The 14,299-nt window shown below is 46.2% G+C and carries 12 protein-coding genes; 1 reads left to right on the top strand and 11 read right to left on the bottom strand.

Features of this window, described 5'->3' with window-relative positions; genetic code table 11:
* Positions 1-196 precede the first annotated feature (196 nt).
* From DWW60_RS09630 to DWW60_RS09590, 9 genes are all read right to left on the bottom strand, one after another.
* Positions 197-1,894 carry an alpha-glucosidase gene (locus DWW60_RS09630; protein ID WP_117875229.1) on the bottom strand — a complete coding sequence of 566 codons (1,698 nt, stop codon included), beginning with the start codon at positions 1,892-1,894 and terminating at the stop codon, positions 197-199.
* Positions 1,895-1,903: 9 nt separating this feature from the next.
* Positions 1,904-2,740, bottom strand: a complete 837-nt coding sequence (locus tag DWW60_RS09625) for a carbohydrate ABC transporter permease (protein WP_117875227.1) — start codon at positions 2,738-2,740, stop codon at positions 1,904-1,906.
* Positions 2,740-3,636, bottom strand: coding sequence for a carbohydrate ABC transporter permease (locus DWW60_RS09620; RefSeq protein WP_044998090.1), 897 nt, complete (start codon positions 3,634-3,636; stop codon positions 2,740-2,742). The genes DWW60_RS09625 and DWW60_RS09620 overlap by 1 nt, the downstream gene beginning before the upstream one ends.
* A gap of 188 nt (positions 3,637-3,824) precedes the next feature.
* Positions 3,825-5,303, bottom strand: coding sequence for an ABC transporter substrate-binding protein (locus tag DWW60_RS09615; protein WP_117550400.1), 1,479 nt, complete (start codon positions 5,301-5,303; stop codon positions 3,825-3,827).
* Between the two features lie 280 nt (positions 5,304-5,583).
* Positions 5,584-6,645, bottom strand: a complete 1,062-nt coding sequence (locus tag DWW60_RS09610) for a LacI family DNA-binding transcriptional regulator (RefSeq protein ID WP_117875225.1) — start codon at positions 6,643-6,645, stop codon at positions 5,584-5,586.
* Between the two features lie 111 nt (positions 6,646-6,756).
* Complete coding sequence (locus tag DWW60_RS09605) at positions 6,757-8,247, bottom strand: AAA family ATPase (protein ID WP_117875223.1); 1,491 nt, start codon at positions 8,245-8,247, stop codon at positions 6,757-6,759.
* Positions 8,248-8,317: 70 nt separating this feature from the next.
* Positions 8,318-9,733 carry an MATE family efflux transporter gene (locus tag DWW60_RS09600; protein WP_117875221.1) on the bottom strand — a complete coding sequence of 472 codons (1,416 nt, stop codon included), beginning with the start codon at positions 9,731-9,733 and terminating at the stop codon, positions 8,318-8,320.
* Positions 9,726-10,946 carry a MalY/PatB family protein gene (locus DWW60_RS09595; protein WP_117875219.1) on the bottom strand — a complete coding sequence of 407 codons (1,221 nt, stop codon included), beginning with the start codon at positions 10,944-10,946 and terminating at the stop codon, positions 9,726-9,728. Before DWW60_RS09595 ends, DWW60_RS09600 begins: the two co-directional genes overlap by 8 nt.
* A gap of 374 nt (positions 10,947-11,320) precedes the next feature.
* Positions 11,321-12,178: a DUF3737 family protein gene (locus tag DWW60_RS09590; RefSeq protein ID WP_117875217.1), complete on the bottom strand. Its 858-nt coding sequence runs from the start codon at positions 12,176-12,178 to the stop codon at positions 11,321-11,323.
* 309 nt (positions 12,179-12,487) lie between these two features.
* Between DWW60_RS09590 and DWW60_RS09585 the strand changes: the two genes are divergently transcribed.
* The gene (locus DWW60_RS09585) at positions 12,488-12,916 is read left to right on the top strand and encodes a DUF3592 domain-containing protein (RefSeq protein ID WP_117875215.1); all 429 of its coding nucleotides are present in this window, start codon (positions 12,488-12,490) and stop codon (positions 12,914-12,916) included.
* Positions 12,917-12,936: 20 nt separating this feature from the next.
* On the opposite strand, the gene DWW60_RS09580 is transcribed toward DWW60_RS09585, so the two are convergent.
* Complete coding sequence (locus DWW60_RS09580; protein ID WP_117550388.1) at positions 12,937-13,692, bottom strand: tRNA threonylcarbamoyladenosine dehydratase; 756 nt, start codon at positions 13,690-13,692, stop codon at positions 12,937-12,939.
* Between the two features lie 119 nt (positions 13,693-13,811).
* Complete coding sequence (locus DWW60_RS09575; protein ID WP_015534740.1) at positions 13,812-14,246, bottom strand: RrF2 family transcriptional regulator; 435 nt, start codon at positions 14,244-14,246, stop codon at positions 13,812-13,814.
* Positions 14,247-14,299 lie beyond the last annotated feature (53 nt).

The following is a 14,299-nucleotide window of genomic DNA, read 5'->3' as shown; positions in this document are numbered from 1 at the left end:
TTATTCTGAACTGTGAATACGCTTTGAACATTAAGACATATCTTGCATTTAATGATCCATTCACTTTGTCTATAGATTTGAGCAAAGTATCCCAAAAGTATACAGACAACGAAAAAAGCCTGAATACTGATACCAGACCAACTGTAATTTTCAATCAGTCTCCACCAATATTCAGGCTTTTTCTGCCAGCTCCGGCCTACACCGCGTACACCACAGTCTCATAAGGTCTGAGCGTACCATCATAATCCGCATAATTACCCATAAGCACATCCGCAGTCTCAGGAATTGCATAGCCCACATCCTCACCGGTCATGTTGACAACAACATATACCGTTCTGTCTGTGCTTTCTGCATTTGCTCCAGTTCCACATGCACACTCAATCTGAACCGGCTTGCGCCTGTACACTATGATTCCTGCATTATCCGTCTCCACATCCTCCAGGTCTCCGTAGATGAGAGTCTGTGTGTACTCTGAGTGATTTCTGAGCTGTATCATCGCCTTATAAAAGTTAAGCACAGAATTCTTATCAACGCTCTCAAGCTCCACCGTCTGGAGGTCACACTGATTGTTGCATGCCAGCCATGGCTCATGCGCTGAAAATCCAAAGTTTTTTTCGCTGTTCCACTGCATTGGAAGTCTTGACTGGTCGCGGCTCCTTATATTTACGGATTCCATCGCCTCAGTCTCACTGTATCCGGCTTCAAGGCATCTCGCATACTGTCCCTTGGAATTGATATCGTCGAGCTCATCTATATTGTCAAAATGAGTGTTGATCATTCCAAGCTCCTGTCCCTGATATACAAATGGCGTGCCCTTCAGGAAGAAGAACAACGCGCCAAGCGCCTTTGCCATCTGTGTCCTGTATTCAGGTATATCACCGGCTGGGAAGTATTTGCCTATACTTCTAGGCTGATCGTGGTTTTCCAGGTAATTCGCCGCCCATCCAATCTTTTTCACGAGTCTCTGATTGGTGAACAGCTTGTCCTTGAACTCCTCTATCGTCCAGTCTCTCTGGTGCAGCCAGAGATCGCCCGGATTGATATCTATGTCTGTGTAGCTGAAGTCAAATATCATGGAGAAATGTCCATCTCTTCCAATGTATTTGTCCAAATCCTTACTTGGAACTCCAGGAGTCTCTGCGACAGTCACAAAGTCTCCTCTGCCATATGTGTTAAGCTTTAACTCGTGAAGGAACTCATCTATTCCCGGCCTGTTGAGGCAGCATTTGCCAACATCGCATCTGCCGTCCTCGCCGTCTGACGGCATAGGCGGGAATGAGAGGTCTTTCTTGATAAATGTGATGGCATCCATTCGGAATCCGGCAACTCCCTTGTCGAGCCACCAGTTCATCATGTCGTAGAGCTCCTGTCTCATCTCCTCACATTCCCAGTTGAGATCCGGCTGCTCCTTCGCAAATGAATGGAAATACCAGCTGCCATCCTCAATCTGTGTCCATGTGCTTCCACCGAAATTAGATCTGAGATCTGCAAGTCCATCTATGTTGTCCTTAAATATATAGTAATTTCTGTATTTGCTGTGTCTGTCCCGGCACGCCTCCTGGAACCATCTGTGCTGGTCTGATGTGTGATTGATGACCATGTCCATGATGATCTTGATGCCATTTTCATTTGCACATCTTATAAGTTCATCCGCATCCTCTATGGTTCCAAACTCAGGATTCACATCGTAGTAATCCGATATGTCATATCCGTTGTCCTTCATAGGCGACTTGAAGAATGGACATATCCACACAGCGGTCACGCCAAGTTCTTTGAGGTACGGCAATTTCTCGGTTATCCCCTTCAGATCTCCTATGCCGTCTCCGTTGCTATCATAGAAGCTTCTAGGGTATATCTGGTAAAATACCGCCTCTTTCCACCATTTTTTGTCCATATTTTATGTTTATCCTTTCACAGCTCCGGCTGAAATTCCCTCGATGATATTCTTCTGAAGAATGATGAATATGATCACAATAGGGATGATACAGAGAAGTACTGCAGGGAAGATGAGCTCCCATGGATTTCCGTACTGTCCTGACAGACTCTTTGCATAATATAAGCTCAGCGTGAGCGTCTTTTTGTCGTTATTTCCTATTACGAGGAATGGAAGAAGGTAATCGTTCCATATCCACACTGCATTTGTGATGACAACTGTCATGGTCGTCGGCTTTAAGAGCGGCATGACCACATATCTGTATATCTGGAATATATTTGCTCCATCGAGCATGGCTGCCTCCTCAAGTGACAGCGGAATACTCTTGATGAATCCTCTGTACAGCAGAACCGACATACTGATTCCAAAGCCTCCGTACATGAGGATCAGACCCGGTGTGTTCTTGAGTCCCAGCTTGTCCATAAGTGATACCAATGGGTACATAACTGACTGGAAAGGTATGAGCATGGCTGCTGTGTACGCGATGAAGAGTATATTTGCCACTTTGGAATCTGTTCTGGCAATTGCCCATGCGGCAAATGAAGATATGAACACGATAAGTGCCACAGCTGCAACTGTTATGAGTACTGTCTGAAGCAGGCTGCTGCCGAGATTTATCTGCTCAGCTGCATTCTTCAGATAGTCCAGATTCCATGACTTCGGGAGAGCTATTGGAGATGCTACTATCTCCTGCTGTCCCTTGAACGAATTGACGATCAGGAACCATATCGGGAATATGGTCACGATTGCCAATACAGCGAGTATAACCACTATGATTGCTCTTTTGATCTTGCCTCTTACTCCCATTATGATTCGATCTCCTTTCTCTTAGTGATCATTACCTGAGCTATAGATATAACTGCAATGATTACGAAGAATATAACTGCCTGTGCCTGTGCCTCTCCGTATGCCGGAGGAGAGCTCTCTCTTACTGTTTTCAGTATCATGTAGGATATCATGGTCGTTCCGAAATTGCCCTCTGTCAGAGAAACGTTGAGGTCGAGCATCTTGAAGCTGTTTGCCAGTGACATGAAGAGAACTATCGTAAATGAAGGCATGAGAAGCGGAAGTGTGATCTTCCTGAAGCTTGTCCAGCCTGTGGCTCCATCTATTCTGGCCGCCTCATAAATATCCTCTGAAATATTGTTGAGTCCGTTGAGGTAGATTATCAGGTAGTAACCTGCAACCTGCCATACTCCGACAATGGCATATGCCAGAAGTGCCTTCCACTGATTCTGAAGCATGTTGTTGAGCACCTCTACATGTACCACACCGTCTGTTCCAAACAGTGTCTGTGAAAATACATTTTCAAATATGAAACGCCATACATAACCCATGGCAAGCATTCCAAGTACATACGGAAGGAACAGTACCGTTCTGAAAAGTCCCTTGCCCTTGGTGAGCTTCTTGATCATGAGTGCCAGAAGAAGACTGACAACATTCTGTGCTATTACTGCAAGTACAGCATATATGGCCGTGTATCCAAGTGACTGAAGGAAATCCTTTGACTTGAATATGCTTGTATAATTCTTAAGTCCCACCAGTGCGTTCCACCAGTGCTCCCCACCTACGAAGTATGAACCTCTCCACTCAGTGAAGGAGTAGATCACACCCTCTATAAAAGGAACTATGATAACCAGCAGAAACAACACTATAGAAGGCAGAACCATAAACCAGAATTTTCTCTTGTAAAATCTTTTCATAGTTTTTCCTTTCCTACATTTAGCACCAGCCATGCAAAATTTGCCTTCGTTGTATGATCGCATTGCTTCGCAATGCGATAGGTCGTCGATGCCATTTTAAGATGTGGCTTCGCCACATGGGCATCTCCTCGGTCAAGGCTGGTGCTGCCTGTCAGATTCCCATCGGGAATCTGACATATCTTAAACTACTACTCCTTGATGCTGTCCTTCCACTTTGTCAGTGCATCTTCCACACCTGTTCTTATAGTGTTCTCATCCCACTGATCAGGATTTGTAAACAACTGCTCCTGAATAGTTGCACCGATGGTATTGAGTCCCCATGACTCAGGGAATGCATCGAAGTCATTGCCCATTACAAGGTCATTGCTCATATAGTATACAAGTGAATTGCTGAGAGGATTCTCAAGCTTCTCGCTCTCGTCTGCGTTGAATGGGACAAATGCAAATTTGTTGGTGATGTAATCTTTTCCTGTATCTGATGTGTAGAGCCATACAAGGAAGTCCTCAGCGGCTTTCTGCTCCTCTTCGGAATCCTTCTTGTTGATAACGTAATACTGTGAAACGAACTCAGGGATTGAGCTGTTCATCTTGTCAACTGTAACGCCCTCAGCTGAGATGTCACTCTGCTCAAGGTTGACCTTCATTGGGAGCATTGTGAGTCTTGATGCCTTGTCTGCATCCACACCTGCGATGGTTCCGTATACCCAGTTACCCTGCTTGATGAACATTGCCTTACCCTCGGCAAATGTCTGAACTGCCTGATCATATCCTGTCACTGTTGAGTTGATGTACTCTGATCCACGCTCTACCTTGCCGCTTGGTCCTGCTGTGTAGCTTGAAAGCATATCGAGCTCCTGAACCATCTTTACAAGTGGCTCCTCAAGCTTATCAACATCTTCCTTTGTAGCTGCTGCCGTTGCATTGTAGTTAGGGAACACTGCATTCAGTGCGTAGTTTGTATAGTGGTTTGCATATGTCCACTTCTCAGCGCCTGCGATTGCAAACACTCCGTTCATGTTCTCTGTTGTGGCTGTCTTGTCCTTTGCCGTGGTGTATGCATTGCCTGAAAGTGTAACCTTCTCGCCACCCTTGCCGTTTATGTAATCATCGATTGCCTTGATCATGCCGGTGAACTCTTCATAATTGGCACTTCTGTAATCAGCGACAAATGCGTCTGCGTTGTCAAGTCCAAATACATCACATATCATCTGTGTATCTGCGATAAGTCCGTAACCCTCTACGTTGTAAGGGATTCCGCAGCTTGCTCCGCTCTCATCTGCGAGCTGCATGCTATCTGGGATTGAATCGTAGATTGACTTTAACTCTTCATTATTTACTGATGTTGATGGAAGTACAAATCCGCCCTCATTCCACTCTGTGAACTGTGCCTGGTTTATCGCGTACAGTGTAGGATAGTTCTTGGAATTCATCTCAGATCTGAGTGTCTCCATGGTCTCCTGTGTACCACATGTGTAAACCTTAACCTTAACTCCTGTCTCTGTCTCATAATCCTTGCACAGATCCTGGATACTGTCTGCGATCTCAGACTTTGTGTTGTAAATATACAGATCGTAATCCTTCTTTGCTGAACCACATCCTGTCATAGATGAAAGTCCCAGCATCATAGCTGCTGAAAGCGCACATGCTACTAATTTCTTTGCTCTCATAACCTTTTCTCCTTTTCTTGCTTTGAATTTTCCCTCTTGTTAATTCTTGCTATCATTTATATTGTCCCGATAAAACATATTTCATAAGCGCTTGAATGAAACATGTTTCATTTGCATTAAGATTATCACATGAAACATGTTTCGTCAATAGGGGATTTATAGATTTTTGTATTTTGTGCTCTTAGCAAGTTTCTTATGTTTTGTACCCGCATAAAAAAGAAGTTCATGATTTTTGAGTGGCACCTCATTTTCTCTTCATGAACTTCTTTTCGTAATCATACTATAAAGTTGTATCACCTTTTTCTACGCTCACCGGAAGTAGTATAAGATTTCCGTCTATATGTGTGTTTCTCTCTTTTGCGCTGTCGATCTGATCTGCGGTTGCACTTTCAACCTGTCCTTCGGCATCATCTTCCTCCTTCGGTCCGTCGATCATCTCCATAAGCTGGCGTACTGCCTCCTGGGCGATCTCCTTGTACGGCTGATGTATCGATGTGAGACTTGTCGTGCTGGCGTTGGTTATGTACGTTCCGTCGTATGCCACGATCGCCAGGTCATCAGGAATCTTTTTGCCTATGGCAAGTGCCGCCTTTAGGAATGCTATCGCCGGCATGTCTGCGGCAAATATTCCGTCCACGTCAGGATACTCCTCCAGTATGCATTTTGCCATCTCAAAATATCCATGAAAATCAAAGTCGTTCCACTGTATTGGAACTCGTCTGGATTTTATCCCATTCTCGGCAAGGACTCTATCTAGTTCCTCATGACACTCAAATGACATGATATTCTTATCTACCTTGATTCCTGATATGTGGATGACATATTTGCATCCACTGTTTATAAATTCCTGGGCAGCAAGTTGTCCGCCCATCTTGTGATCCGACACTACGACAGGAAATTTGCTGCCAACCTTATAATCCAGCATGACCATCGGCTTATCTATCTTCTGGTATTCCTTCGCCGTACATGCCGACGTTCCGCATATGATCCCATCCACGATGTTGGACTTTAACAGCTTGAAACACTCCTTCTCCCTCTGCTTGTCATCGGATGTGGAAAAAAGCATAAACTTGTATTTCTTCTCATAAAGTATCTTTTCTATCTCCGATGCCAGTGATGAGAACCATGGGTGCTGGATATTTGGAACCAACATCGCAATGGAGTTTGATCTGCCCTTGAACATGCCTCGCGCAAGCTCATTTGGAACATAATCCAGTTTCTTCATCGCATCTTCTATCTTCTTCTGAGTCTCGGGTTCAACTTTTGCCGTGCCGTTGATAAGTCTCGACACCGTGCAGATAGCAACACCGGCCTCCTTTGCAACATCTCTTATACTTGCCATATATAAATATACTCTCCTTATGAATTTCAGACTGTAGTCCATGAAACTTGTTTCATAAGAAGAGTATACCATAATACTTTCCGTAATGTAAATTGTGTAATATGACGATAATCAGCTCAAAAGCTCATCTATCATAGCTCCGTCAAATGTCACGCTCTGAACGTGATTTACCTCGATCTGGTAAAGCGCATGTGCAACTATGTGCTCTGCAGCCTGCTCTATATCTCTGATTCCGGTCACGCCGTCGCACTTCTTGATGACAGCATCCACGCCGTCTGGAAGGATGATGCACTCGCTCCCTTCAAGTCCGATGCGCTTGAGCACCTTCGGCAGAACAAATTTGTTGAATATCTCCTTCTTCTCATCCGGGGTGTAATCCGGTATGTCTATAACAGCAAATCTCGACATGATTGGCTTGCTGATGTTCTCCTTGTCATTTGCCGTTGCTATAGGATACACGCCATTTGTCGGGATCATGCACTCCATGTAGTTGTCGGTGAATCCCAGGTTATCCAGGAGTGTCAGCAGTACATCGGCAGGATTGCCGTTGCCCTTGCCGGAATTTGCCTTGTCCAGCTCGTTGATGATGAATACGAGGTTAGATTCTCCAGCCTGTGAAAATGCCTCCATGATGATTCCCGGCTTGGCATTGGAATATACTCTTGAACTTCCTGTAAGCTGCTCCGGATCGTTGATGGAACTCATGTCGAGGGTCGTCCATGGAAGTCTGAGTATTCTCGCAACCGCATAGGCTATCTGTGACTTTCCTGTTCCGGCAGGTCCGCAGAGCAGAAGTCCGTATGCAGGAAGTGTATGTGTACGGTTGATCTGGATGATTGTCTCGATGATCCTCTGCTTTACCTTCTCCATTCCGTAGAGTTCCTCGTCCAGTATCCTTCTGGCCTCTTCCGGATCTATCGCCTCAAAGTAATTGCTCTTCCATCTGATGTTCATCGCCATGGAAAGTGCTCTCTGGGCGTGGCGTCTCTCCTCCGGTGATACCTCGCTGGATCTCGCAACCGCAAGATTTCTTCTGGCCCACAGCCTTATATTGTCAGGAAGTGTTCTTCCGGCGCAGTGCATGAAGTCAATGATGCTCTGCATGCTCGTGAGCTTCATGTCATCGCCAAGTGCCTCCTCCTCTTCTTCCTCCTCGGATTTCTCTTCCTCCGAAGGGGCATCGCTGGCAAGAAGTCTCTCTATCATAAACTGCAGGAATCCATCATTTGCCGAGAGCTTTGATCCGCCGCCAAACTCAGTCTCCCTTATCTTGTACACTGCGTAGCCCTCCGGTCTGTTCTCTCCCGACAGACGGACGTTGATGTGATTCTCGCCGAGCCATTTGAGAAGGCTTACAAATCTCGCATCTATCTTCATTATGTCGGCGGACTGAACTCCGTCCACCTCGTCAAATTCAAATGCTGTTCTCTTGATCGGATTGGTGAACTTTCCGCTGGAGTGGTGAGCCCACTTCCTGGTCGTGTTCTCAAGGATCATGATCGGCTTCTCCGCTGTTGCTGCAGACTCCGAAGACTGGAACGTCTCATATGTAACTATGTTCTTATTCTTGTTGTCACTTCCGCTGAAATCAAATACTGGCATATTTTCCTCCCTGTTTAATGATGTTTTATTGCAAGTTTAATCATACCTTGCAATTATAAAACATCATATTTTATTTTTCTTCAAACACCCGCATCCATCTTTCCCGTTTAAGCCTTGTGGTGAATAGGATTCCCCTGAAACAGAGCTCCACGCACATGGCGATCCATACACCATAGAGCCCCACCCTCGGTGCAAGTATGGCTGCAAGCGGTATCCGCACACACCACATACTTGCAAAGTTCATGCAGCTTGGGACCAGAGTGTCCCCGGCTCCCCTGAGTGCTCCCGAAGCAACTATGGATGCGGCGTAAAACGGTTCAGCAAATGCCTCTATCCTCAGCACTGCCGCACCTAGATTTCTTATCTCTTCGTTCGGGGTCAGTACACCTATCATGGCCGGAGCTGCTATGTACATTAGGACTCCGCCAACGGTCATAACCGACACACCTAATCCCATTGTAATCCATGCCATCCTTCTGGACAACTGTTTTTGTCCGGCTCCCACGCATTGTCCCACAAGTGTAGTTGCTGCCGCCTGTACTCCGTACCCCGGCATGTAGCAGAAGCTCTCCGCAGTCACCGCAAATGAATTGGCTGCGATGGCTATTGTTCCAAGGGGTGACACGATCCTTGTCGACATGACATACGCTGAGCACATGACCATCTGCTCAAGTCCCACAGGCGCTCCTATCTTTACCGCCCGGGCAAGGGTATCCCTGTGAAATCTCAAGTGCTCACCCTTTCTTAAATGAAGTGTCCTGTTCTTCCACAGAAGTGCAGTGACCATGATGGCACAGGTGACCGCCTCCGCCGTGATGGTTCCGAGCGCCGCACCTGCAACGCCAAGTCCAAGTCCCGGCATGGTAAATGTTATGCTATTTATCTGCACACTCCTTGTCTGGAATATAAACAGCATATTGAAAAATACGTCCATCACACAGCACATGACATTCAATATGCCCGGAAGGCGCATATTTCCGGAACTCTGGTGCATACCACCCGCTATGCTGTTCATCTGCAGAGCGGGAAGCCCCAGCATGTACACAAGGAAATACTGGCTTGCCATCTTCTGTATCGCAGCTTCACCGCCGAGCCATCTCGGAAGCGGTGTGCTTATAAGTGCTGCGATGAGTGCAAGCATGGCGCTTATGCACAGGGCTATTATGAGTCCCTGTTTCATGATATTTCTGGCAGATTTATCCTCACCGGCCCCCACAGCCTGGGCTATCTGCACAGTAAATCCTGTAGTCACCGCAATGCATAGCCCGCCAAACAGCCATGTCGTGGACGAGACAAGTCCGATGGCTCCCGATGCATTTGCACCAAGACGCCCCACCATGGATGCATCGATGTACTGCATGACAATGGACGAGATCTGGGCAAGGATCGCCGGGATGCTGAGCCTGACCGTAAGTCCTATCTGCTGGGATGCGGTCATGGACTTTCCAGATATCATGTCCTTCAGCAAGTTTTCACTGCTACTCATCTATATCTCCTTTTTTAGCCGCATTGTCTATGTTTACCGTCTCTGCGTTCATTTTTCTGAATGCCGTGGTTCCCTCGGCAAGTCTCTTCATGCCCTCTTCCACGATCGACCTTGGACATGCGATGTTAAGTCTGATAAATGCCTTTCCGTTCTTACCATATGAAAGTCCCGGCGACATATAGAGTCCGGTGTTCTTCCTGATAAATGCTGAAAGCTGTTTTGCGTTGTCAGTTATCTTACTGCAGTCAAGCCAGAGAAGGTATGTTGCCTCCGAGTACACCACCTTCATGTCAGGGATATTCTCAGATACAAATTTTCTCACATACTGCTTGTTCTCATAAAGATACTGTCTGAGACTGTCCAGCCACTCGCCGCCATTTGTAAATGCTGCTATCGCCGCATCCACCGCAAATGCATTTGGCTCGGCTACCTCGTCTGTGTTCAGCCCTCTCCACATCTTGTGTCTCAGGAATTTATCCGGAACCACAATAGCCGCGGTCTGGATTCCGGCTATGTTGAAGGTCTTTGTCGGCGCAATACAGGTCACGCTTATATCCCTGCATGTATCAGATGCCGTGGCAAATGGCACATACTCCTTTCCGGGATCGGTAAGATCGCAGTGTATCTCATCCGAAATGACCGTCACACCGTACTTTGCGCATAGCTCTCCCACATGGGCAAGTGTCTCCTTATCCCAGATCTTTCCCGCAGGATTCTGTGGATTGCAGAGTATCATGAGGCTGGTCTGTGGATCCGCAAGCTTTGCCTCAAGATCCTCAAAATCCATGGCATATTCCTCGCCGTCGTACTTCAGAGGGCTCTCCAGTATGTTGCGCCCATTGTTGTATATAGAATTGAAGAAAATATTGTAGACAGGGGTCTGCACCACCACATTCTCTGCAGGTGTAGTGAGTTTCCTGACCGCCGTTGATATTGCTGGGATGACTCCGGTACAGAACACCAGCCAATCCCTGTCTATCGCAAATCCGTGTCTGCTGCCCCACCAGTTCACGTAGGCATCTGCCCACTCGTCCGGGATGATGGAATATCCGAATATTCCGTGCTCCACCCGAGCTGACAGTGCCTCCCTGATGCACGGAGCCGTCTGGAAATCCATATCTGCCACCCACATTGGCAGTTCATTTTCCGGCACGTCCCATTTCAGGGAGCCTGTGCCGCGTCTGTCTATAACCTTGTCGAAATCAAACTTCATGTTTTCCCTCCACTTCATGGAGAGATTCCACGGCTGCTGTGGCAAACGGCTGACACATATAGAGTGCTCCATCACGTTCGTCTTTCCTCGCCTTGCTTTGCTTCTATCTGCACTGCGCTCTGCAAGCGATAAGGGCGTTGCTTGCGCCGCTCCGGCAAGAAGCAGCAAGGCTCAGTCGACTTCACTACCGATTGAGCACTCTATATATGCAAACTCGTTTCACCACAGCAGCCGCGGAATCTCATTTACGTTATGATATGCCACCATGTGTTTATCATCATTCTACGTAAAAATTATTATATTTCTCTTATTTATATTATCATATGTTGTCACACGTAGGACTGATGTTTTGCCGTGAATCTCTGTGCTTTAATTTAGTCCTGTACTATTATTTTTGTCTTTGACGGATCTACTTTGTCCTTTTCTATTATCAGGTTGTCGATGTGCTGGGCTTTGATGGTCCCTGACATCGGATTCATGACGCTGTCTATCTTGCTGCAGATGTCGGCATCCACTGCTGAGTATTCAAAGGCAAGTGTTGTGTTGATGAGCTTGCAGTTCTTCATCACAAGGTTATCGATGTAACACATGCCCTGAAGGCTCTCGATGGTGCAGTTCACCAGGGTGAGGTTTTTTGCGTTCCAGCCAAGATACTCGCCCGATATGAATGAATCATATACGGCCACGTTCTCAGTATTCCAGAATGCATCCTTTGAAAGCAGATTTGAGTTTCTTATCTCCACATTCCTGCATCCGTCAAATGAATAATTTCCATCAAGCTTCAGGCCATCTATCTTCATATTATTGCTGTTCATGGCAAAATAGTCACCCTTTGCTGTCACATGATCTATTGTCACGTCATCGCAGCTCCACAGTGTCTCCTCCGCATGGGTGAATGTCACATCCGTAAGCTCCAGGTCTTTACATCTGCGGAAGTTTTTTGGCGCCTGGATGAGTGCCCGCCTCACTGCGATATTATCTGTGTACCAGACTCCGGCTCTCGCCATCTCAAACCAGTGGCAATCCTCCGCAACGATGTTCTTGCTGTACCACAGCGGATACTTCCATTTGAACATGCTGCCGTACAGATTTATATCGCGGCTCTCCTTAAGTGGAGACTCGCCGTCATCAAATATCGTGTCATATATATCGAGATTTTTTCCCATGAAAAGAGCTCTCTCACCTGTCAGAAACTCTTGTCTTATAATCTTCTTTTCTTCTTTATTATCCATCTCGTTCATCTTCCTTTTGTATATTCTCTATTATATTATTGGCCTATTATCGCCATGTTATCACTTCTGGCAAATGCGAATATGACTGAGCTTATGACCGCACAGAATATCGCTCAAAAGACCACCGGCAGAGCAAACAGTAATATATCTATTCACCTGAATTTTGCTATATTAACAGACTTATCCGCTTAAATTAATGGATTCTCAACCTGTCCACTTTATATTATAATTTACACATACAAGTCTGGCATGTAAATAGGAATCTCATGTCTGACATTTTGGGGAAACAACAATTTCAGGGGGTATATCATGATTTTAACATCAGGGGATTCTATCAGTATTTTTTTCAGACTATTACCTTATACGACTTACATTATTCCAATAGCATCATTCATCATAGCTGTGGTCATCGGTCTTTCCATACGGGGTAAGGCATGCCGTATCGAGCGGGACTATACCAGAACGTCCGCCGATATCACATCTGTCAGAAGAGTCAGTAAAAGAACCCATATCAACTATGAATACCGCGACCAATCCGGAGTATTGCACAATGGTTTTCTCTCCGTCCGCGGTCTAACAAATTACAGCTCCATGTCGTCCATCGCAATATATTACAACCCAGATAATCCATCCACATCTTATACGGAAAAAACTTTAAGCAGTGACAAAAATGCACCATTCATCTATGGAAGTGCTGTTCTGCTTGGAACTCTGGTATTTTTATGGAGAAGACGCTGATTTCTCAGCGTCCTTTTTTATTATACCCTGATGAGATCCTTCGCAACCTCACCGGCTATGATAAGCCCTGCGACTGATGGCACAAATGCCACGCTGCCCGGGATGTCTCTGCGCTCTGTACATTTGTGTTCTGCACCCGGAGGACAAATGCAGTTGTTTCTGCAGCTTATCGCCATATCTTCGATCGGCCTTGTCGGAATCTCTTCAGAGTATACGACCTTGAGTTTCTTGACGCCCCTCTTCTTCAGTTCTCTTCTCATGACCTTCGCAAGAGGGCACACCTTTGTCTTGTATATATCTGCAACCTTGAACTGGCTTCCGTCAAGCTTGTTTCCCGCACCCATGCTGCTGATGATCGGAATGTTCTTCTCCTTACACTTCATGACAAGAGCGATCTTGGCTGTCACGGTGTCCACCGCGTCGACTACGTAGTCGTAGCTGTCCCAAGGGAAGTCATCCGCATTCTCCGGAAGGAAGAAACATTTGTGTACCTCAACCTCCACATTTGGATTGATGTCAAGCATCCTGTCCCTCATAACATCGGTCTTATACTTTCCAACTGTGCTCCTTGTCGCTATGATCTGTCTGTTGAGATTTGTCAGACACACCTTGTCGTCATCTATCAGGTCAAATGCTCCGACACCGCTTCTGACCAGCGCCTCGCATACATAACCGCCAACTCCGCCTATTCCAAATACCGCTACCTTAGAGCCTGCCAGCTTGTCCATGGCTTCCTTGCCAAATAGCAGCTCCGTTCTCGAAAACTGTGTTAACATCTCTTATTCTCCTAATATGATATATATCCCACTACAACTATATACAAAATAAGTTTTTTTTCAACTGAAATCTTATTGCCCCTCCGGGGACGGAGGTACCTGTCCCCTCCGTCCCTGATTTATATTGAGTACATGTATCCGATCCGGTCACTGTACTCCCGGGTGAGATCGGCGATGGTTTTGTTGTCAAGGACATTGTTGATGGCAGACTCAAGATCATCCCACACCTCTCCAATGACATCGTTCATGACCATGTTGGTGTCGCCATCCTCATCAACTCTGTTATCGATTGGTGATATCCTGCCCTCTATCGCCCTTAGCACCATCCCAACCGTGATCTCCTCCGCCGGCATGTTCAGACGGTAACCACCTCTCGGACCTCTCACGCTCCTTAAATATCCTGCCTTTAGCAGAGAAGATGTAACCTGCTCAAGATATTTGTCAGACAATCCACATCTTCTGGCTACGGCTTTGACAGTAACCGTGCTGCCGCTGTTTATCGATATATCTACCATGAGTCTCAGTGCATATTGTCCCTTTGATGATATTAACATTTTTCCGCCTCCTGTTCATTGTTATATTTTACCTATAGAATTACTATGAATTA

It is taken from the genome of Coprococcus sp. AF16-22 (genome assembly GCF_003461545.1).
GTDB lineage: Bacteria > Bacillota > Clostridia > Lachnospirales > Lachnospiraceae > Coprococcus > Coprococcus aceti.
The sequence above is the reverse complement of the archived record's forward strand: the minus strand, read 5'-3'. Positions and strand labels throughout refer to the sequence as shown.